Source organism: Fructilactobacillus sanfranciscensis, from assembly GCF_029023685.1.
GTDB classification, from domain to species: domain Bacteria; phylum Bacillota; class Bacilli; order Lactobacillales; family Lactobacillaceae; genus Fructilactobacillus; species Fructilactobacillus sanfranciscensis.
Genome location: NZ_CP118925.1, coordinates 105,488 through 125,351, shown reverse-complemented (window position 1 = coordinate 125,351; position 19,864 = coordinate 105,488). Strand labels below are relative to the sequence as shown.

The 19,864-nt window shown below is 35.2% G+C and carries 23 protein-coding genes and 2 riboswitches; of the genes, 13 read left to right on the top strand and 10 right to left on the bottom strand.

Annotation, left to right across the window (positions count from 1 at the left end):
* Window positions 1-145: 145 nt before the first annotated feature.
* Window positions 146-691 (bottom strand): hypothetical protein, encoded by a 546-nt coding sequence (locus tag PY770_RS00615; protein WP_275045959.1) that lies wholly within the window; start codon window positions 689-691, stop codon window positions 146-148.
* Window positions 692-777: 86 nt separating this feature from the next.
* On the opposite strand from PY770_RS00615, the gene PY770_RS00610 reads away from it, so the two are divergent.
* The 3 genes from PY770_RS00610 to PY770_RS00600 all read left to right on the top strand — a co-directional run bounded on the left by PY770_RS00610 (window position 778) and on the right by PY770_RS00600 (window position 2,758).
* A complete protein-coding gene (locus PY770_RS00610; protein ID WP_275045958.1) occupies window positions 778-1,956 on the top strand; it encodes a thiolase family protein in 1,179 nt (392 codons plus the stop codon).
* Between the two features lie 100 nt (window positions 1,957-2,056).
* Window positions 2,057-2,566: a GNAT family N-acetyltransferase gene (locus PY770_RS00605; RefSeq protein WP_275045957.1), complete on the top strand. Its 510-nt coding sequence runs from the start codon at window positions 2,057-2,059 to the stop codon at window positions 2,564-2,566.
* Between the two features lie 15 nt (window positions 2,567-2,581).
* Window positions 2,582-2,758, top strand: coding sequence for a hypothetical protein (locus PY770_RS00600; protein WP_014081466.1), 177 nt, complete (start codon window positions 2,582-2,584; stop codon window positions 2,756-2,758).
* A 34-nt stretch (window positions 2,759-2,792) separates the two neighbouring features.
* Here PY770_RS00600 and PY770_RS00595 read toward each other — a convergent pair whose 3' ends face one another.
* Together PY770_RS00595 and PY770_RS00590 are read right to left on the bottom strand one after the other, a co-directional pair.
* Complete coding sequence (locus PY770_RS00595) at window positions 2,793-3,119, bottom strand: AzlD domain-containing protein (RefSeq protein ID WP_014081465.1); 327 nt, start codon at window positions 3,117-3,119, stop codon at window positions 2,793-2,795.
* Window positions 3,106-3,813, bottom strand: coding sequence for an AzlC family ABC transporter permease (locus tag PY770_RS00590; protein ID WP_014081464.1), 708 nt, complete (start codon window positions 3,811-3,813; stop codon window positions 3,106-3,108). Before PY770_RS00590 ends, PY770_RS00595 begins: the two co-directional genes overlap by 14 nt.
* Window positions 3,814-4,025: 212 nt before the next feature.
* Between PY770_RS00590 and recA the strand changes: the two genes are divergently transcribed.
* Complete coding sequence (gene recA / locus PY770_RS00585) at window positions 4,026-5,138, top strand: recombinase RecA (RefSeq protein WP_238979477.1); 1,113 nt, start codon at window positions 4,026-4,028, stop codon at window positions 5,136-5,138.
* 65 nt (window positions 5,139-5,203) lie between these two features.
* Here recA and PY770_RS00580 read toward each other — a convergent pair whose 3' ends face one another.
* Both PY770_RS00580 and PY770_RS00575 read right to left on the bottom strand, forming a co-directional pair.
* Entirely contained in the window at window positions 5,204-5,518 is a 315-nt protein-coding gene (locus PY770_RS00580; RefSeq protein ID WP_056958777.1) for a winged helix-turn-helix transcriptional regulator, read from the bottom strand.
* 21 nt (window positions 5,519-5,539) lie between these two features.
* Window positions 5,540-6,025: an MFS transporter gene (locus tag PY770_RS00575; RefSeq protein WP_275045956.1), complete on the bottom strand. Its 486-nt coding sequence runs from the start codon at window positions 6,023-6,025 to the stop codon at window positions 5,540-5,542.
* Between the two features lie 113 nt (window positions 6,026-6,138).
* On the opposite strand from PY770_RS00575, the gene PY770_RS00570 reads away from it, so the two are divergent.
* The 4 genes from PY770_RS00570 to PY770_RS00555 all read left to right on the top strand — a co-directional run bounded on the left by PY770_RS00570 (window position 6,139) and on the right by PY770_RS00555 (window position 9,032).
* Entirely contained in the window at window positions 6,139-6,348 is a 210-nt protein-coding gene (locus tag PY770_RS00570) for a winged helix-turn-helix transcriptional regulator (RefSeq protein ID WP_275045955.1), read from the top strand.
* 51 nt (window positions 6,349-6,399) lie between these two features.
* A riboswitch (TPP riboswitch) is annotated at window positions 6,400-6,490 on the top strand.
* Window positions 6,491-6,552: 62 nt separating this feature from the next.
* Window positions 6,553-7,950, top strand: coding sequence for an ABC transporter ATP-binding protein (locus PY770_RS00565; protein WP_275045954.1), 1,398 nt, complete (start codon window positions 6,553-6,555; stop codon window positions 7,948-7,950).
* Complete coding sequence (locus PY770_RS00560; protein ID WP_275045953.1) at window positions 7,950-8,594, top strand: energy-coupling factor transporter transmembrane component T family protein; 645 nt, start codon at window positions 7,950-7,952, stop codon at window positions 8,592-8,594. The genes PY770_RS00565 and PY770_RS00560 overlap by 1 nt, the downstream gene beginning before the upstream one ends.
* Before the next feature lie 9 nt (window positions 8,595-8,603).
* Window positions 8,604-9,032, top strand: coding sequence for a hypothetical protein (locus PY770_RS00555; protein WP_014081454.1), 429 nt, complete (start codon window positions 8,604-8,606; stop codon window positions 9,030-9,032).
* Between the two features lie 57 nt (window positions 9,033-9,089).
* Here the strand turns inward: PY770_RS00555 and PY770_RS00550 are convergent, their stop codons facing one another.
* On the bottom strand, window positions 9,090-9,722 hold the full coding sequence (locus PY770_RS00550; RefSeq protein ID WP_103423715.1) for a TetR/AcrR family transcriptional regulator: 633 nt from the start codon (window positions 9,720-9,722) through the stop codon (window positions 9,090-9,092).
* Between the two features lie 114 nt (window positions 9,723-9,836).
* Here PY770_RS00550 and PY770_RS00545 point away from each other — a divergent pair, with 114 nt between their 5' ends.
* On the top strand, window positions 9,837-10,727 hold the full coding sequence (locus PY770_RS00545; protein ID WP_275045952.1) for a metal ABC transporter solute-binding protein, Zn/Mn family: 891 nt from the start codon (window positions 9,837-9,839) through the stop codon (window positions 10,725-10,727).
* A 67-nt stretch (window positions 10,728-10,794) separates the two neighbouring features.
* Window positions 10,795-11,160: a YisL family protein gene (locus PY770_RS00540; protein ID WP_275045951.1), complete on the top strand. Its 366-nt coding sequence runs from the start codon at window positions 10,795-10,797 to the stop codon at window positions 11,158-11,160.
* 140 nt (window positions 11,161-11,300) lie between these two features.
* Here PY770_RS00540 and PY770_RS00535 read toward each other — a convergent pair whose 3' ends face one another.
* From PY770_RS00535 to PY770_RS00520, 4 genes are all read right to left on the bottom strand, one after another.
* Window positions 11,301-11,630, bottom strand: a complete 330-nt coding sequence (locus PY770_RS00535) for a CPBP family intramembrane glutamic endopeptidase (RefSeq protein ID WP_275045950.1) — start codon at window positions 11,628-11,630, stop codon at window positions 11,301-11,303.
* On the bottom strand, window positions 11,624-12,070 hold the full coding sequence (locus PY770_RS00530) for an Msa family membrane protein (protein ID WP_275045949.1): 447 nt from the start codon (window positions 12,068-12,070) through the stop codon (window positions 11,624-11,626). The genes PY770_RS00535 and PY770_RS00530 overlap by 7 nt, the downstream gene beginning before the upstream one ends.
* Window positions 12,071-12,278: 208 nt before the next feature.
* On the bottom strand, window positions 12,279-12,833 hold the full coding sequence (locus PY770_RS00525; RefSeq protein ID WP_275045948.1) for an ECF transporter S component: 555 nt from the start codon (window positions 12,831-12,833) through the stop codon (window positions 12,279-12,281).
* A gap of 110 nt (window positions 12,834-12,943) precedes the next feature.
* A riboswitch (TPP riboswitch) is annotated at window positions 12,944-13,032 on the bottom strand.
* Between the two features lie 31 nt (window positions 13,033-13,063).
* A complete protein-coding gene (locus tag PY770_RS00520) occupies window positions 13,064-14,416 on the bottom strand; it encodes a purine-cytosine permease family protein (protein ID WP_263850708.1) in 1,353 nt (450 codons plus the stop codon).
* A gap of 85 nt (window positions 14,417-14,501) precedes the next feature.
* Here PY770_RS00520 and PY770_RS07140 point away from each other — a divergent pair, with 85 nt between their 5' ends.
* From PY770_RS07140 to PY770_RS00510, 3 genes are all read left to right on the top strand, one after another.
* Window positions 14,502-14,747, top strand: coding sequence for a zinc-ribbon domain-containing protein (locus tag PY770_RS07140; RefSeq protein WP_420909460.1), 246 nt, complete (start codon window positions 14,502-14,504; stop codon window positions 14,745-14,747).
* Window positions 14,729-15,076 carry a C40 family peptidase gene (locus PY770_RS00515; RefSeq protein WP_275046086.1) on the top strand — a complete coding sequence of 116 codons (348 nt, stop codon included), beginning with the start codon at window positions 14,729-14,731 and terminating at the stop codon, window positions 15,074-15,076. Before PY770_RS07140 ends, PY770_RS00515 begins: the two co-directional genes overlap by 19 nt.
* 139 nt (window positions 15,077-15,215) lie before the next feature.
* A complete protein-coding gene (locus PY770_RS00510) occupies window positions 15,216-19,778 on the top strand; it encodes a glycoside hydrolase family 70 protein (RefSeq protein WP_275045947.1) in 4,563 nt (1,520 codons plus the stop codon).
* The last annotated feature ends 86 nt before the right edge of the window (window positions 19,779-19,864 follow it).

Below are 19,864 nucleotides of genomic sequence, written 5' to 3'. Positions count from 1 at the left end.
ATTAATATATCACGTCGGTCAAGAAAGGTCAAGGATTTTAATTAACTTTTTTAAATTAATTTATTTTCAAAGCTTTTCCGCGCCAACAATATTTAACTATACACTAAACAAAAAAAGATGTCAAAACTTTTTATCCAAAATAAAATTAATCTTTACTGTCATCTTTATATAAATCAATTCCTAATTCAGGATGAACATTTAAATAATTTTTTGTAAATTTATCAACCGCTTCTTTATCACTTGTGTTGATTCCACTTCGTCTCATATCATCAAATAATCCATGATAAAATTTATCGAATTTAGGATTATAAAGCGACTGTAATTGATCAGCGTTAACATTTGCCCAATCTACTAAATGTTGTCCATTTTTAATAATTCCTTGTTTCTGTAAATATTTAAATAATTTTTTTAATGCAAATGGAATTGTTTGATACATCTCTTTAGTTTTTTCATCCGCTTCCAGCAAAAGCATAAAACGAGAAAACATTACTTCTTGCAAAAGATTATCATTCCATTGATCTGGTTTTTTATCTAACCCAACAATTGAAATTTCAACAAAACTATCAATAATTGCATCAATTGCTTGAATTCGACTGTCCCCCCAATTTACTACATCAGGTTCGGAATCAATTTCATCAAGCCAACCATCAATCATTTTTCCAACTTCTTGCGTTTGTTTTTCTTTATCCATGACATTCACTCCTTTAATGTTATTATATTATCACTCATAAGACAGGTATAATAGAATTAAATCACATACGAAGGAGTCTTCAAGAATTGAAAAAAATTGCAATCGTGAGTGCTAAACGAACCCCAATTGGAAAAATCAACGGACAACTAAGTAGTCTAAACTCAGTTGACCTTGGAGTAATCGCTGCTAAATCAACAATGAACTCCATTAATTTAGATCCAAAACTAGTAGATCAAGTAATCTTTGGAAATGTAATTCAAGCTGGCGGTGGTCAAAATATTGCTCGTCAAATTGAACTAAAGTCTGGAATTCCTGATACCAGTACTGCTTGTACAATCAACCAGGTTTGTGGTTCTGGAATGAAAGCAATCCGGCTTGGGCAGCAAGCAATCTTAACCAATGATGCTGATATTGTTTTAGTTGGTGGAACCGAAAGTATGTCAAATACTCCTTATTTAAATTCTAAGGTTCGTCAAGGTCGCAAATTTGGTGCATTTACTATGGAAGATAGTATTGAAAAAGATGGATTAAATGACTTCCGCACAAACGCTCCCATGGGAATTACGGCCGAAAATGTAGCTGAAAAATTTAACATAACTCGTGCAGCTCAAGATCAATTTGCTCTTTCATCTCACCAAAAAGCTGCTAAAGCAATTAAAAATAACTATTTTGCAGCAGAAATGACCCCGATAACAATTCGTGGCAAAAAAACAGCAACGGTAATTTCAACTGATGAAACCGTTCGTCCTGACACTACTATTGAACAATTAGCAAAGCTTAGAACATCATTTAAGGAAAACGGAACCGTAACTGCTGGAAACGCGGCTAGTCTAAATGATGGTGCATCGGCATTAATCATGATGACAGAAGATCGTGCTAAAGAACTTAATTTAAAGCCTTTAGCAATCATCGATAATTATGCAGAAGCAGGATGTAACCCCGATATCATGGGATATGCTCCTCGTTATGCCGTTGAAAAGTTATTGAAAAAGGAACAAAAAAACATCTCTGATTATGATTTATTTGAATTGAACGAGGCCTTTGCTTCTCAAAGTTTAGCGGTTGTCAATGACCTTCATATTCCAATGGAAAAATTAAATATCACCGGTGGTGCCGTTGCTTTGGGTCATCCGCTTGGGGATTCAGGAGCTAGAATTCTAATTACCCTCATCAACAATTTAAAAAGAACTAACCAAAAATCTGGAATTGCAACCCTTTGTATCGGTGGTGGTATGGGAATGGCAATGAGCATTCACATTAATTAACTAACCAGATGCTTTAGTTGTAAAACTAAACTTTATTCTTTATAATTGGTTATCGTTAAATAATTAAGTAAGGAAGTATAAAATTACGACTTGTGTATACGTGCGTAAAGCAACTGAAAAAGATTTACCAGAAATTAAAAAAATCATCGATGCTGGTCGTGGTTTCTTAAAAGAACAAGGAATCAACCAATGGCAAGGTGCTTACCCAACTTCAGAAGATATTAAAAAAGATATTGATAACAATATTTCTTATGTAATTGATGTTGACGGTAAAGTTGCCGGTTCAGCTACCCTTCACCTTGGAATTGATCCTGATTACCTCGAAATGGAAGAAGGAGAATGGGATCACGGTACAACTGCCCATTATTCAGCTATTCACCGGGTTTCAGTTTCACATGAATATCGTGGACAAGGTCTTGCTGGTAAGTTAATCAGTGGATTATTCACTGTTTCATCATTACTTGGTTTTAAAGATGTTCGAATCGATACTCACCCAATGAACAAGGCAATGCAACACATTATTTTGGCTAGCGGATTTACTAAAAAAGGTATTATTCGTACTAAAGCAGAAGGTGATGATCGTTTTGCTTACCAAATCGAATTACATTAATAATAGGAGCTTTCAATGAGTGATCAAGCAGTTCTAATTAAATTAATTATTATGGCTCTTGCCGCAATCTTAGTAACGATTGCCAGTTTAATTTGGTCATATAAAAGTCAAAAAACATGGCGGTCCAAAAGATTTGGCGCACTATCCGTTTTATTAATTTGTTTTGTCACAATCCTCATTATCCTAATTTAATATAAAAAGACCTCGGAAAATTTCCGGGGTCTTTTTAGGCTAAAAATCTAATAATTGCTAAAGATAAAATACCAACTGCCACAATCACTAGTAAATTTTTACTGATAATTGCAGAAATTACAGTCGGTATCGAAGCTAATAAATTTTCAATATTTAAACTAGGTAAATGGCCGAGATGTTGCACAAATAAGCCATTAAACCAAAGAGCAGACATAATTACCACTGGAACAAAACTGAGAAATTCCACAAATGAAATTGGTAACTCGAATTTTTTCAGTAGGATAAATGGAATTACTCTCGTTAGCCAAGTTACGAGCCCACATCCAACAATTACTAGCAAAACAAATTTAAAAGAAAGCATTTTTGATTTTCACTCCTAACCAACATCCAACTAAAGTTACTACCAGTAGTAATAAGCTACTAGGAATAAAAATTAACCCAAGGTAGGTTAATCCAAGTGTTACCAACACCATGATTACTTGTAATTTGAAAGCCATTGTTCTATCTGCCAAAATTTGAAGATAAAGTAAACCAATAAACATCGCAATGAAAGCAAAATCTAGCCCAAATTTATTTGGATTGGGAATTAAACTACCAAGACTTCCACCTATTCCAGAAGCAATTATCCAAGTCAGATAAGCCAATATATTCGCAGTATTCAACCATTCAAAATTAACTATGCGCTTTGTGTAATTTAATTTATTCATTGTTAAAGCAAAAGTTTCATCGGTTAACAATGATCCTAGAATAATATTTCGTTTCATTGATTCTTTCTTTAAATACGGAGCAACCGTCATTCCCATTAATAGCATCCGTGCTGATAATAAGAAAACTGCCACCAAAATTGAAAGAAAAGTGCTCCCACTAACTAACATACTTACAATCACAAATTGTGCTGCACCTGAATAAGTAATCGCAGACATTAAAACAATTATTAATAAATTTAAGCCAGCTGATTTAGCTACAATTCCAAATGCTAGTCCCACACCAATGTATCCTGATAAAGTTGGGATAGTATCTTTAATTCCAGAACGTAATGATAAATTACCGTTCACAAATGTTCACCTCTTTGATAAATCGTTTTATATTTATTCATTATATAATGAACTTGCAATTAATTTCTGCTAAGTTTGATAATTAGACAAATAAGTTATAATTAATTGAAGATCGAATTTATTTTGCTGGAAATTGCGTAAGTAATAGAGTAGAATAAATTATATCGATAAGCGAACAAACGTTCACATTTTAAAAATAGAAAGGTGTTTTTATGGCCTCAAGTTCTAAGAAAAACGCTCAAGATGCTCGTCAAGCTGAGCTTGATAAAGCATTAAAACAAATTAAAAAAGAATTTGGTACCGGAGCTATCATGCGAATGGGTGAAACCCCTGAAAATACTGTTAGTGCAATCTCTACTGGAATTTTATCATTAGATATTGCCCTTGGTGTTGGTGGATTTCCTCGTGGTCGTGTAGTCGAAATTTTCGGTGCTGAATCTTCAGGTAAGACAACCATTGCCTTACAAACTGTTGCAGAAACACAAAAAAATGGTGGTACTGCTGCCTATATTGATGCAGAAAATGCCATGGATCCCGAATATGCTAAGGCATTAGGGGTTGATATTGATAATCTACTTCTTTCACAACCAGGAACTGGTGAAGAAGGCCTTCGAATTGCTGATGCCTTAATTGGTTCAGGTGCAATTGATTTAGTCGTAGTCGATTCTGTTGCTGCTTTAGTTCCTAAAGCAGAAATCGAAGGTGACATTGGTGATTCCCACGTTGGTTTACAAGCCCGTTTGATGTCTCAAGCCCTTCGTAAATTAACTGCCAACATCAACAAAACCAATACCGTTGTAATTTTCATTAATCAACTTCGGGAAAAAGTTGGTGTGATGTTTGGTAATCCTGAAACTACCCCTGGTGGTCGTGCATTGAAATTCTATTCCAGTGTTCGTCTCCGAGTTAGTGGAACCAAACAACAAAAAGACGGTCAAGAAGTGGTTGGGAAAGAAACTAAGATTAAAGTTGCCAAAAACAAGGTTGCTCCTCCATTCAAGACAGTTGATACCTTCATGAGTTTCGGTAAAGGGATTGAACCCGTTGCTGACATGGTGAACTTAGCAGTTGATAAAGATATTATCGACAAATCTGGTTCATGGTACTCATATGGTGAAGAACGTTTAGGACAAGGACTTAACAAAACTGTTGCTAACTTGAACGGAAAGCCTGAATTAGTTGAAGAACTAATCCACAAAGTTCGAGTAGCTTACGGAATTGAAAAAGAAGAACCTGCTAAATCTGAAAAAGCTTCTAAAGACGATAAGACTGATAAAGCAACAAAGGATCCTAAAGTAGAAGATAATTCAACTTTAGATATTTAAATTAAAAACTCTCAAAATAATCGTAATTGATTAGTTTGAGAGTTTTTGTTTGGAGAAATTTATATTTAATTGTTAACTTTCTTCCATTCCGCTTGCCACTCGCTCATCGCAACAAAAATTTTTCGTGTTTTTTGCCCAATTTTCGTTAGATTATATTCGACACTCGGTGGAATTGTGTCATAAACATTTCTGATCACGATTCCATTTTCCTCTAGCATCCGTAACCGACTTGATAACGTTCTCGAACTAATGTTAGGAATAATTTTAAGCAACTTTCCGTAATGATTATTTCCGTTCATAATTTCTCGTAAAATTAACGTCGTCCATTTTTTACCAAATAAATCAAAAACCGGCTCAAGCAAACAACTTTTTTCTGTCATAAAGGACTACCTTTTCAAAATTTAAGCTTCTACTCGAATCTTAGTTACCAAACCTACTAAAGATCCAGTTTGTCTCGCAATGTTTAACATAGTACTTGCGATGTTAGAATATTCTGACCCAGCACTTTGCATAGTTAAAGTTGTCATAGCAGGAACGGAAATTCCAATTCCTAAATTTCCAAGGGCATAAAGAACTGCTAGCAACGCATAGTTTCCAGTAAAAACTGATAAAGCTAAGCCAACGCTAGTTACAGCAGCTAACGATAAGCCAAACAATAATGGTTTTTTAATTCCATACCGATTGGATAAAGAGCCACCTAAAAATAACAATGATGCAAACGACAACATGTAACTATCTAAAATCCATGCACCAGCAGCTGCTGTCAAATGTAAGTCACTTTGAATAGTAGTCACGGCAACGTTAGAAATTGAAACATCTAAAGTTGCCATAATAAATCCCAGTGCTAATGTAAATAAAATCAACCAAGCGTTACTTTTTCTTTCCATTTTTCTTCTCCCACTAAAAAAATTAAAGTTATGTTAAATAAGCTTAAATTTGTCACTTTACTTAAATAAGTAGGGAAAATAATGACATCGGGTTTACTAAAGTAAACTTTTTTATGGTATCAGGGAAAGGCAGCGGTGAAAAATTTGCGACCATGAGTAGTCGAACCTTATCAGCTAGATTGAAAACCTTAGAAAAGAATGGCATCATTACTCGCACGGTTTATCCCGTTATTCCCCCAAGCGTGGAATATCAGCTCACGCCGAAAGGTAAAGATGCTAGAAAGATGTTTACCGCGATGATTGATTGGAAAAATCGGTGGTAATTTCAAGGTCACAAAGTATTTCGAACCTTTCTTTGGTATAATAAAGACACAATTAAATAGCTGGGGTGCTTAACGGCTGAGATTATACCCATTGAACCTGATCTAGGTAATGCTAGCGGAGGTAATCTGACAAACAGTTGTCTAATTTTAATAAAACAAAAGCCGTCTTCTTAATAGAAGATGGCTTTTTCTTTGGAGGAAGCTATGATGAACACCATCGAGGTCCAAAACTTCAATTTTAAGTATCAAAAAAATGAGAAACCAATTTTCGAAAATGTCGATGTTACTTTTCCCGGTGGTGAAATTTCACTTTTAACCGGCCCGTCTGGTTGTGGTAAATCAACATTGATGACGATTATTGCGGGTTTAGATGATGATGTCACGTATGGTGGAGAAATTAAAATTAATGGTACTAACATTAAAAAGATTTCACCACTTGAACGAGCCAAACTAATTAGCATGATGTTTCAAGATCCAAACCAACAATTTGTCATGCAAAAAGTCAGCGAAGAACTGGTTTTTGCGTTAGAAAACATTCAAACTCCACCCGCCGAGATTGAAGCCCGGGTCCAAGCTGCGTTAGCTTTTTGCGAGATTCAACCTTTGGTTCAGCGAAAAATCGTAACCCTTTCTGGGGGAGAAAAACAAAAAGTAATTTTGGCAACCATGGTCGCCTTAGATTCTGACATTCTGTTGTTAGATGAACCCTTTGCTAGTATTGATTTACCAGCTAAACAAGCCATTCTGGCAAAATTAGTTAAATTACAACAAGAAAAACACAAAACGATTATCATCTCAGACCATGATCTAACCGGTTATGCGGGATTAGTTAAACATTTATTCCGTGTGGAAGGAACTTCAATTAAAGAACTTTCAGCTCCGGAAACTTACCAAATTTTAAATAATGATTATCAACCAGATGTCCATTTTAAAATGCCAACGGAAAATTCTGACATCCAAGTCAATGATTTTAGTTTTAAAGCACAACACCATACCTTGTTACATTGTCCTGATTTCAAATTTTACCAAGGTTGTACTTTGTTAACTGGAGCAAGTGGAATTGGTAAATCAACCCTCTTTCGTTCCCTAACTAAACTAAAAAAATACAGTGGCCAAGTCTTTTTAAACGAAAAAAACATTAAAAAAATAAAAGATCAGTTATTCTATTCACAAATCGCTTTAATTTTTCAAAATGCCAATGACCAATTCCTAAATGTAACCGTTGCTGAAGAACTACAATTAGCAAAGGAGACTGCCCTATCAGACTTTTGGACTGGGGAAAAAATTGAAGCTACGTTAAGTACCCTACAACTAGACGATAAAATGGAACAAGTAGTTTACACGCTGAGTGGTGGACAAAAAAAGAAACTGCAAATTTTATTAATGTTAATTCGTGATCCCCAAATTATGTTATTGGATGAACCATTTGCCGGACTTGATCGTAAATCAGTTGAAATCGTGGAAAATATACTCCAAACTGAATTTATCAAGCGACACCATTCTTTAGTAGTCATCAGTCACCAAATTTTTCAATTCAATCAGTTCTTTGATTATCACATTGAATTTGCTGACCAATCCTTAACTTACAAGGAGGTACTCTAATGAATCCTGCCATTAAATTATTACTCGTCTTTTTGATTGCCTTTGAAATTTCTTTTATCACTAACATTACGCTAAACGTGGTGATTATCGTAGCCTGTTTGGCTTACCTAATTTGGAAACGGGTGAATATTAAAACCGTGGCAACTTTCTGTCTAATTGCGCTTCTCCCTGCGTTAGGAATTTTCTTTTCCCAATTCTATTACGGTGATGGCTTAATAATGGGAACGGCTTTGTTCACCCGGCTTTATGCCTATGTCTTGCTCGGCTTAAGTTTCTCATTAACCACCTACATGGTTGATTTAGCTAATTCTCTGGAACAAAATGCTCATGTTCCTGCTAAATTTGTCTATGGTGTGTTAGCTGCCATCAACTTAGTTCCCCGTTTACAGTATGAAATTAAAGTCATTCGGGCTAACGGAAATATGCGTGGCAAAGTTTTGCATCCTTGGATGCCAACTTTGTACTTTAAAGCCTTGATTGTCGCCATCGGCTGGTCGAATGATCTAGCGCAAGCGATGGAATCGCAAGGATTCGTGGAAAATCAACCTCGAACATTTTTCAAAATTAGTAAAATTCATCCTAAAGACTGGATCATTTTATTAGCAACTCTAATCATCGTTCAGTTAATTATTTTTATTCACTAAGGAAAAAAGATGCCATCTGCTTATCAATATATCTTGCAACAATTAAAAAATCAGAAAATTTCTTTAACTGAAATTGCCCAACTAGCAATTAATTATCAAGGATTGTATAGTCAGGTACCAGAGATCGAAACTACCGAAGAATTGTTAAAGAAAATCATCCAACAACCGCAAGTTGAAGAAAATTTATTAGTTTGTTTTGCTTTGGAAAATAGTACGCTAAGTGAACCTTTGGCAACCATTTATCAAAGTGAAAATGTAACTAACTCCCTGTTACTTCAAATTGCAGCAACCTTTGGTACGATTGGCATTTCCAACTATTTTGAAATTAAATTAAATCATCCAGAACTCATTCATTTATCAAATAACCCCAAAATAACCGATCTTGCATTATCATTAGCAGCGGCATTATCTGGAGAATTGGCACAAATGGATTCATAAAATTATATTCAAAAAAGATCAACAAAGTACAAACGTACTTTGCCGATCTTTTTATTTTTAATTCAATTTCAAAACATTAATCCACCCATAGTAACTAAACTGACAGAGATTTTGGTCCAATTTAATGGTTTCTGCTTCAGTAAAGGAATGTTTCAAAATATCATAAAAGGTTGCCGTATTAGAATACACAAAAAAATGAATTTGGCGTTGATCAGGTACAAAATTATTTGGTAAGATCTCTTTTTGTTCCATTTCAGCAATTATCTGAGCCACTTTATCGGCAAAAAATTGGGTAATCATTTCTGCTAAATTATTGTATTTAGAACCATTAGTCTTAAAAAGTAGTAAATCAGCAATTTCACGATTTTGGTAAACCGCATGAATCACATCATCCATATTTAAAACTTTTTCTAGCCAAATTTGATTAATATTTTCAGGGGTCATAGAACTAAGTGCATCGTTAATTTGTTTGCTATAGATTGTTTTTAAATCTTGTAAGAACGGTTCAACTAACTGAGCTAATAAATCATCCTTTGATTTGAAATGTTTATAGAATGCTCCTGTAGTGAGATGAGCACGACGACAAACATCTCGCAACTTGGTGTCCTTAAATCCTTGCGTTAAAAAAGACTCTTTTGCAGATGCTAACAATAACTCATTGGTCATTTCATAATTACGTTTTGTTCCCATTTTGGACCTCGATATTTTTTCTTGCTAGATTAAGGTAACGATGTTATCTTAAGTAAGGTAACAGTGTTATTTAATTATAATATGTATTTTAAAAAATTACTTAGGAGAATCAAAGTGAAGCGAATTGTTAAAATTTCTAGTATTCTATTTTCATTTATTACAATAGCATTATTTTTAACTGGTTGTAAAAATCAAGACAGTCAAAAATCTAATAAAATTGACGTAGTAACGACCACTAATTTTTATGCAGAACCTGCTAAAGCCGTTTTGGGTAATCATGGAAAAGTTAAATATATTGTAAAACCCGGAACTAATCCGCATGATTTTAATCCCAAAAATTCTGATGCCGTCTTAGCTAGTAAAGCAACAGTGGTAGTTGAAAATGGTCTTGGCTACGATGAATGGATGGATAAGTTAGATAGTAATAACGGTAACTATCTAACTGTCATTAACGTTGGTAAGCTGATGAATAAAAAGAACGGTGACAATGAACATATTTGGTACGATCCTAACACTATGAGTAAATTAGCTGACAAATTAGCAGCAACTTATAGTAAGCTTCAACCCAAGAATAAAAAAGTATTTGAAAAAAATGCGGAAGCTTACAAAAATAAAATGAAAAAGAACCAAACCCTGGTTAAAGAACTAGCTACCAAGAGTAAGCACCAAAACGTTGCTGTGAGCGAACCAGTCTTTAACTACTCACTTGAAGCAATGGGTTACAAAGTCATCGATTCTAGTTTTGCTAATGCCATTGAAAAAGATGTTGATCCATCGCCTAAAGACCTTGTTAAGCTTCGTAATGATATCAAGCACCATAAAGTCGCCTTCTTTGTAGAAAACATACAGGAGGAAAATAAAACTGTTAGCGGTTTAGCTGAACTGGCTAAAAAGAATAATGTTCCAGTTGTTAAAGTCACTGAAACAGTCCCTGCTGGAACTAACTACTTTGATTGGATGAACAGTCAATATCAACAAGTTAAAAAAATTCAAGATAAAGATTAATTTTTAGATTTTAATTTAGTAGTTTAGCTTTTTAATAGAGTTAAACGCACTGAAAGGAATATTAATTATGTACTTAGTTTGGATTCATTTAATTACATGGATGGTCATTTTAGTAACAACTATCATTGCATTATTTAGTCAATCACGAAAATTAAGCTTAATCTCAATGATGATTACACGAGTTGGTTATCTATTCGCAATCGTAACTGGTGTATTATTAGCCAGTCACGCTTTTCCAAATCACCCTGCTTTAACCATTATTAAGGTTATTTTAGGAATCGTTTTAATTGGACTCATTGAAATGGCTTTTGCTACTAAAAATCGTAAGCGTCTTACGCTAGGACTTGCGTGGTTAGTTATTTTCTTTATCTTACTTGTTGGTGGATTAGGATTATACCTAACTAGTGGATATCCTTTAAATCAATATTTATAAAATAAAAACGATTTGCCAATGCGCAAATCGTTTTTTTATCTGAATTTTTGTTTAAATACTGGTTTAATAATTTTAATTCCAAATAAAATATAAATTGTCATAACGACTACGTCTTGTCCAAAAGTAATCATCGGATTTACCTAATCACTTTGCGTTATTGGGAGCAAAAATATCATCACAGAGTATAAGGTAAAATGAGCTATCATAGGAACAATCAGGTTTTGCGTGCGAATATATAAACAAGTGAATAGAATTCCCATTCCAAAGGTTTGAATCATTTGCCCGCCAGTAATTATTAATGATTGACTGCTTAAATTAAGTAAATGCTCTGAACTAAAGATTAAGTTAGTCAATAAAATTGGAACTATCAATTTTCCAATGCGGAAAACAAAGATCGTAATCATATCAAAAACAACTTGAGTAAAAAGCAAAATAAGCAACCATTTTATACGATATCTATTATTTACCATTGATTACCGCTCCGTTTAAAATAAGTCATGACTTTTTTAACTGCAATTACAACTAAAAAATTAAGAATTAAAATAAACAAAATTTGATCTATACTAAGCAAGTCTTTTGAAATTTGGATTGAAAATGATTCACTAGAATAGGAATTATTTGCAACAAATTTTTCCCATTCTGAACTGTAAGTTACCATCTTTCCAAATACAAAATAAGCAAATAAAGTTAATGTTGGCAATATATATTTTAAAAAACGGAATTTAATATTTTCCATTACTCCGGTTGCAATAATTACTCCATTTAGCAAGGCCGGAATTAAATAAATGATTATGGCAAAAATTCCAAAAGATTCGACTGCTAAAAAACTTCCAGCAGTCAGATAAACTAAAATATCAAATGCTAGGGCTAATAAAATAACTAATAAAGTAAAAATAAAAATCTCCTCCATACGAATTGATTCGTTGAAGTTAGCTTACGTTAAACTGATTAAAATACCTAGCTAATTATCGTAGCACTGTCCAATTACGTGTCTATAAATAGGTTACACGTGATAAAAGCCTTGATAAAACAACAATTACAGCAAATTATATTTTAATTTTAAAAATCAAAAAATTCTCCCACATAATTGTGGGAGAATTTTCTTTTGTTGAATTTAATTATTTTTCTAATAAATGAGTCCGGTTTAACATCTTAGCGATTGCCATTGAGAGCACTCCACTAAAAAGAAAAACGGAAATGTAACTTACAATAAATAATGCAGCAATCAAACCAAAGCTAAAGCCAGCATAATCATGTTTAATTAGTTGGTAACCAAACGTCACGATGGTGGTGGTTAAAGTTGATAAAAACATTCCCAATTTTCCATATTTTTTGTAACCAGTGAAAGCAAAACCTAATTCTGATCCAATCCCTTGAACTAAACCAGAAATTAAAGTTGCAGCTCCCCAAATTCCGCCTAGCAACATTTCAACTGCTGCCCCTAAAAATTCAGCAAGTAATCCTGAACCTGGTTTCTTAATTACCATTAATGCTAATGGACCACCAATTGTCCAAAATCCAATTAAAATTGCTCCACTAAAGGGTGCTAATCCCATTGGGGTTAAAACTGCGGTAACTGCTGTGTAAATTGGATCCATGATCCAGAAAATCAATCCACATACAATCCCAATTAAAGTTACTAAAATAATGTCTTTCAAATGCCATTTGTTCATGATATTCCTCCAAAAATTAATTTTTCCAAAATAAAAAGCTCTCGGCCACAAGCAGAGAGCTTTAGAAAAATTAATTTTTGAAGATTGCATCGCGAATACAATCTTTAATCATCTAAAGTTATAAAGTTTCCTTCGATAGTACAAACTATATCAGGTTCAATGGGTTTAATCTCAGCTCGTGGCACCCCAACTTTTTATTTTTATGTGCTTAGTATAGCATAGTTTTAATTTTATTTATGAAAAATTTTGCTAGCTCCCAAATAAAGAACAGCAACAATTCCCATCGTAATGAAAGTTGCTCCAGTGAAGTCTTTAATAAAGCCAACTTGTTTAAGCGCTAAGTAAATCAAGACCCCTACTACTAAAGAAACAATCGCAATCAAGTTAAACCCATCGTGATACCAGAGTTTTCCGTTGATATCTGATAAAGCAGTTTGATTGTAACTATCTTTATTTAAAATAAAGTAATCAACTACCATAATTGCAATAATTGGTCCAAGTAACATTCCGGTATAATCAAGGAATGAAATGAAAGAATTCAAGAAACTCCCACTCAAAATTGGCACAAAAGTTAAAATCATCGAAGCAATTGTAATTACGACCAAAGATTTGTTAAGACTTAATTTAGGTGTCATGTTATTTAGAGCAGATGCTCCAGCCTGAATGTTAACGGCATTGGCAGTCATACTGGTCAAAACAATCACAATCATCGCAATTAAACCAAGCCCTAATTTGTTAGCAATAATACTTGGATCAGAATTATTAGGATTGTAAGCTCCAGAAGTTAAAGCCACACTAATTGTGGTACAAATCCCAATCATTCCAAAACTCAGCAATCCTAACAAAGCTCCCCAAAATGGTGCGGTAATTGAAGTTCCCTTTTTACCAGTAAAACGGGTGAAATCAGCTCCGCCCATTACCCAACCTAAACTGGAAGCAGCAATTGTATCAATCGCAAGTCCCAATGGCATTTGTTGTGCTTTAGGAACCACATAATGAGCAATCTGAGTAAATGAAACGTTTTTGAAAACCACAAAAGCTTCCAAAATCACAAAGATAATTACTAAAATAACTCCAATTCGTTCTACTAATTGAACAGAACGTTGTCCAGCAATGATACTTAAAATGTGTAAGACACTCATCACTAAAATTCCCACGATTAAGCCTAAGTTCCCACCGGGTTGACCGAAAAGTGGCCATTTGAAGAAGCTGTGAAAAATAAAGGCAAGCGATGTTGCAGCAATAAAAGTATTGACCGCCGTCCAACCCAAGAACAAAGTTAAATTAATAACAGTAGGAATCAAACTTCCACGAATTCCAAATGATCCTCTAGCAAGAACAGTGGTGGTTGCACCAGTTTTATAACCGACATACCCCATTAAGCTTAGGAAACAGTAAGCTATAATTCCCCCGACTAACATTACTGTAATCCCACCATATAATCCACAGGCTGCAATCACTCCACCAATAAACCATGTTCCATTATTAGCATTTGCACCATACCAGGTCGCAAACATATCCCAATAATTCATATTCCGTTCGTTATTCGGAATTAATTTAAAACCATACTTGCTTTCATTCAATCTGTTTTCCCCCAAAATATTAACATTGTTTTTTTATTTAATATTAATAGTCGTCTTTTAAAGTATAGTATAGCAAAGAAAATAAATGATTAACAGTCAGTATTCCCCTATTTTAATAGTGTATAATTGCATTATTAATATTCAGAAAAGAGGAATTTCTATGAAATTCTGTCCTCATTGTGGAAATAAGGTCGCTGATGATGCTTCATTTTGTGATAAATGTGGTAACAAACTCACTGTAGTCTCACGACAAGCTCACAAAAACTTCAATCCACTGTTTCTGATGCCCAAAAAGCACAACAACTTGAAAATATTGCTGATCAATTCTTAGGTTGGGGATACGTTTGGGGCGGAAATAATCCTAGCACAGGATTTGACTGTTCTGGGTTGACTCAATGCATTATGAGTCAAATTGGTATTTCAATTGCAAAAACTGCTTCTGATCAATATGCTAATTCAAGACATATCTCAGCTGGACAAGCACAAAAGGGTGATTTAGTATACTTCTGTGAAGGTGGTAGTGTCATTCATGCTGGTTTATATATTGGAAATGGATTAATGATTGATGCTCAAGTTGCCGGTGTTGGTATAGGTGTTCATCGAGTTAGCCAACTATCATCATATTATCCAGCTGTATATGGTCGTTACCTAAATCCTTAATATTTAATGATAGTGAAAAGGAGATTTAATTCTTAAATGAATTAATCTCTTTTTATTTTGTTTAGATGTGATGATATTAATTAATTTAATCTAAGTTTAATGTTACAATTGAACAAACATACAAATTATGGAGATAATTATGAAATTTAATGAAGTCGAGAAAAAAAGATTCAAATTATATAAAGCTGGTAAAATGTGGTTAATTGCCGGAACTACATTTTTAGCATTAGCTGGACTTGGTAGTGTCGCAGTTCACGCTGATAGTAATAATTTGAACACACAATCTGCTCAATCTACAGTTGCAACTAATCAAGATGTAAAAGTAGAGTCAACTCAAAGTCAAGACAATAATGTAGTTACTGTTCAAAATAATGATGTTACTACTCCTGCTCAAACCGATAGTAGCAAGCAAGATAATTCTGCTACAGACAGCAAGAATGCTACTGTTCCTGTTCAAACTGATAGTAACAAGCAAGATAATTCTGCTACAGACAGCAAGAATGCTACTGTTCCTGTTCAAACTGATAGTAACAAGCAAGATAATTCTGCTACAGACAGCAAGAATGCTACTGTTCCTGCTCAAACCGATAGTAACAAGCAAGATAACTCTGCTGCAGACAGCAAGAATGCTACTGTTCCTGCTCAAACCGATAGTAACAAGCAAGATAACTCTGCTGCAGAAAACAAGGATGCTACTCCTGCTCAAACTGATAGTAACAAGCAAGACAATTCTGCTACAGACAATAAGAATGCTGCTGGTCAAGCAAACAGCACTTCAGTAAATAGTGATACAACTTCTAATACTAATGCTAATAATCAAAAAGTTGCTTTATTAGCTGCTGACAATCAAACAGATGGTTGGAATACTGATCATACCCAATACACACAGGGTGGTCAATTATTAACTGGTGTACATAATATTGATGGAACTTATTATGATTTTGATGAAAATCATAATATTGTTAAGAACAACTATGTTCAATCTCAATGGGGATTGTGGTATATGTTTGGTAACGATGGTCGAATTGCTACCAAAGTAACACCATGGGCTGGCACTTACTATTATTTTGATCCGTCAACATATCTTCGAGTAGATAACGACTACCGTCAATCCCAATGGGGTAGCTGGTATATGTTTGGTAACGATGGAAGAATTGCTACCAAAGTAACACCATGGGCTGGTACTTACTATTATTTTGATCCGTCAACATATCTTCGAGTAGATAACGACTACCGTCAATCCCAATGGGGTAGCTGGTATATGTTTGGTAACGATGGTCGAATTGCTACCAAAGTAACACCATGGGCTGGCACTTACTATTATTTTGATCCGTCGACATATCTTCGAGTAGATAACGACTACCGTCAATCTCAATGGGGCAGCTGGTACCTCTTTGGTAACGATGGTCGTGTGCAGAGTGGGGTTCAAAGGTGGTCAGGGACATATTATTACTTCGATCCAACAACCTACCTACGGGTTGATGATGACTATGTAACGTCCCAATGGGGCTTGAAGTACATGTTTGGTAAGGATGGTCGAATTGTAAGTGACCTGTACAAGTGGGACAAGAAGAACCAGTGGTACTATTTCGATCCTGTTACCTATCTTGCAGTAACCAATAATTATATTAAAGCTAATGATGGTAATTGGTACTTATTTACAGCTGACGGCACTGCTGCCAGCAAGGTTGCACCATGGTCAGGCACTTATTACTATTTTGATCCTGTTACCCACCTGCGTGTCGACAATGACTATGTTCAATCTCAATGGGGAGATTGGTACATGTTTGGTAACGATGGTCGAATTGTTACTGGTCCAGTGACATGGTATGGCAGCAATTATTATTTTGATCCGACAACCTATCTGAAGGTAACCAATCGCTGGATTAATGATAAATACTATGGTTCAGATGGACGCCAGGCAGTTTCACAGTCAGAAAAAATAAATAATAAATTCTACTACTTTGATGAAAATGGATCGATCATCCGCAATCAATTTAAGAAGATCAACGGTGGTACTTATTACTTTGGTGACGATGGGGCAGCTCTAATTGGTTTGCACGTCATTGATGGAAAGAACTACAACTTTGCTTCTGATGGTCAATTATTGGGCAAAACTTATGGCAAAATTGAAAATGGCAAGTTTAATATTTATGACGCTACTAGCAACAAGCTCTTAAAGACACTTGACTCTGGCGATTGGGAGAACTTAGCTGATAGTTTTGACTCATCGTCAATTAATAATATTGATGGCTACTTGAGCTATGCCGATTGGTATCGTCCTTATGGTACTAGCCAAGATGGTAAGACCTGGCATAAAACAACGGCTAGTGATTGGCGACCACTCTTAATGTATGTATATCCAAGTAAGGATGTTGAGGCAAAATATATCAAATACTTTGTTAGCAACGGATATACAAGCACTGATTATGGATTAACCAAGGATAATGTGGCTAATCTTTCTCAAGATACTGATAGTGCAACATTAAACAAATATGCACGTAATCTGCGTTTCGTTATCGAAAAGAGTATTGCTATCAATAAATCTACAAGTCCACTGGCAAATGACATCAATAAGTTCATGACCACAATACCAGAATTGTCTGCGAAGTCTGAACTCCCATCTTACAGTCAGAACGATCAGCTTGTCTTTGTTAATAATAACTCTAGTAATCAAGCTAAGGGTAATACGAGCTATGCTGATAGCAATTATCGTTTGATGGATCGAACCCTTAATAACCAAACTAATAATGATAGTAGCGACCACAGTCCAGAAATGTTGCTTGGTAATGATATTGATAATTCCAATCCAGTTGTTCAAGCAGAGAATCTTAACTGGGAATACTTCTTGCTTAATTATGGTAAACTAATGCAATATAATGCTAATGGGAACTTTGATGGTTTTCGTGTTGATGCTGCTGACCATATCGACGCAGATGTTCTTGACCAGCTGGGGCAGTTGATGAATGATCTGTACCATACGAAGGGTAACCAGGTAAATGCCAACAGCCACCTGGTATATAATGAAGGCTATAATTATGGTGATGTACGAATGCTTAATGGCAAGAACAATCCAGCATTATATCTGGACTCGGGTTACTGGTCCCAATTAGAGAGTTCCCTTGGTCGGAATGCCGACAAGCGTGACAGCATCAGTAATTTAATGACAAATAGTATTGTTAATCGGGCTAACGATGTAACGGAGAATACGGCAATGCCTAATTGGTCGTTTGTAACTAACCATGATCAGCGCAATAACCTTGTTAATCGAATTGTTTATGATAAGAATATCACGGCTCAAAAGGCGTGGGATATGTTTTATGCTGATCAAGTCAAGACTGACAAACAGTACGCTCAATATAACATGCCAGCACAATATGCTCTCCTTTTAAGCAATAAGGACACTGTTCCGCAGGTATACTACGGTGACCTGTATAATGAAACTGACCAATACATGAAGACAAAGTCGATGTACTACGATGCAATTACGACTTTAATGAAAGCACGACGGACATTCGTTAATGGTGGTCAGACGATGACTAAGCTTAATAACAACTTGATTGCAAGTGTTCGTTATGGTAAAGGTGTTAGTGATGTGTCAGACAAAGGTACAGATTCATTGAGTCGCACAACAGGAATGGCAGTTATCGTTGGTAATAACCCAGCAATGAGTGAACAGGTCGTTCAAATTAACATGGGGGTTGCTCATGCCAATGAACAGTATAGAAGCCTGATTAATAGTACAGATAATGGTTTAACTTATGACGGTATGGGTTCTGCATTCTTAACGACAGATAGCAAAGGTATTTTGCGAGTCACTGTAAAAGGATACAGTAATCCATACGTAAACGGATACTTGAGTGTCTGGGTGCCTGTAATTAGCGGAACTCAAAATGCCCAAACCAATGCTCAAGAGGTTCATAATGTCTTAGGGAAGACCTTTGCTTCTAATGCAGCCCTTGATGCACACATGATTTATCAAGACTTCTCACTAGCCCAGCCAGAACCAACGACAATCAACAACCATGCTTACAATGTAATCAAGGCGAACGCATCTCTGTTCAATCAACTTGGAATTACTGATTTTTGGATGGCACCAGCTTATATGCCGTTTAGTTCAAGCAAATATCAAGATGGCTATTCAACGACCGATCATTATAACTTAGGAACTACTGATAATCCAACCAAATATGGCAGTGGCGAGGAACTTGCGAATGCGATTGCCGCTCTTCACCAAGAAGGTTTGAAAGTTCAAGAAGATCTGGTAATGAACCAGATGTTCGGCTTTCCAAGTCAGGAAGCAGTCACGGTTACCAGGGCTGATGAATATGGCAAGCAGTTCAATGTGGATGGTCAGACATTCGCTAATCAAATCTATTTTGGCTATACTCGTGGTGGCGGTCAGGGTCAGCAAGATTACGGTGGTAAGTATTTGGGTGAATTAAATCAAAAATACCCTGATTTATTTACTACTAAAGCTGCATCAAGTGGTGTTGCCCCAGATCCAAATACTCGAATCACTGAATGGTCTGCTAAGTACGAAAATGGAACTTCATTACAAAATATCGGTGTTGGTCTTGCAATTAAAATGCCAAATGGCTACTATGCTTATTTAAATAATGGTAGTAATAAGACATTTAATACTACTTTACCCGATGCAATAGCTTCGACCGATTATTATGCGAATAAAGCTAACCTTTAAGGTAGGGTACATCTTTTAATTAGTATCGAAAGGTGTGAGTGAAGTAAAACCCTCATAGTTGGACAAAGAATTCCAACTATGGGGGT

Excerpts from the sequence above, each read along its gene's own strand:
- PY770_RS00615 (WP_275045959.1), bottom strand. The coding sequence starts at position 691 with ATGGATAAAGAAAAACAAACGCAAGAAGTTGGAAAAATGATTGATGGT.
- PY770_RS00600 (WP_014081466.1), top strand. The coding sequence starts at position 2,582 with ATGAGTGATCAAGCAGTTCTAATTAAATTAATTATTATGGCTCTTGCC.
- PY770_RS00595 (WP_014081465.1), bottom strand. The coding sequence starts at position 3,119 with ATGCTTTCTTTTAAATTTGTTTTGCTAGTAATTGTTGGATGTGGGCTC.
- recA (WP_238979477.1), top strand. The coding sequence starts at position 4,026 with ATGGCCTCAAGTTCTAAGAAAAACGCTCAAGATGCTCGTCAAGCTGAG.
- PY770_RS00580 (WP_056958777.1), bottom strand. The coding sequence starts at position 5,518 with ATGACAGAAAAAAGTTGTTTGCTTGAGCCGGTTTTTGATTTATTTGGT.
- PY770_RS00575 (WP_275045956.1), bottom strand. The coding sequence starts at position 6,025 with ATGGAAAGAAAAAGTAACGCTTGGTTGATTTTATTTACATTAGCACTG.
- PY770_RS00570 (WP_275045955.1), top strand. The coding sequence starts at position 6,139 with ATGGTATCAGGGAAAGGCAGCGGTGAAAAATTTGCGACCATGAGTAGT.
- PY770_RS00565 (WP_275045954.1), top strand. The coding sequence starts at position 6,553 with ATGATGAACACCATCGAGGTCCAAAACTTCAATTTTAAGTATCAAAAA.
- PY770_RS00560 (WP_275045953.1), top strand. The coding sequence starts at position 7,950 with ATGAATCCTGCCATTAAATTATTACTCGTCTTTTTGATTGCCTTTGAA.
- PY770_RS00555 (WP_014081454.1), top strand. The coding sequence starts at position 8,604 with ATGCCATCTGCTTATCAATATATCTTGCAACAATTAAAAAATCAGAAA.
- PY770_RS00550 (WP_103423715.1), bottom strand. The coding sequence starts at position 9,722 with ATGGGAACAAAACGTAATTATGAAATGACCAATGAGTTATTGTTAGCA.
- PY770_RS00540 (WP_275045951.1), top strand. The coding sequence starts at position 10,795 with ATGTACTTAGTTTGGATTCATTTAATTACATGGATGGTCATTTTAGTA.
- PY770_RS00535 (WP_275045950.1), bottom strand. The coding sequence starts at position 11,630 with ATGGTAAATAATAGATATCGTATAAAATGGTTGCTTATTTTGCTTTTT.
- PY770_RS00530 (WP_275045949.1), bottom strand. The coding sequence starts at position 12,070 with ATGGAGGAGATTTTTATTTTTACTTTATTAGTTATTTTATTAGCCCTA.
- PY770_RS00525 (WP_275045948.1), bottom strand. The coding sequence starts at position 12,833 with ATGAACAAATGGCATTTGAAAGACATTATTTTAGTAACTTTAATTGGG.
- PY770_RS07140 (WP_420909460.1), top strand. The coding sequence starts at position 14,502 with ATGATTAACAGTCAGTATTCCCCTATTTTAATAGTGTATAATTGCATT.
- PY770_RS00510 (WP_275045947.1), top strand. The coding sequence starts at position 15,216 with ATGAAATTTAATGAAGTCGAGAAAAAAAGATTCAAATTATATAAAGCT.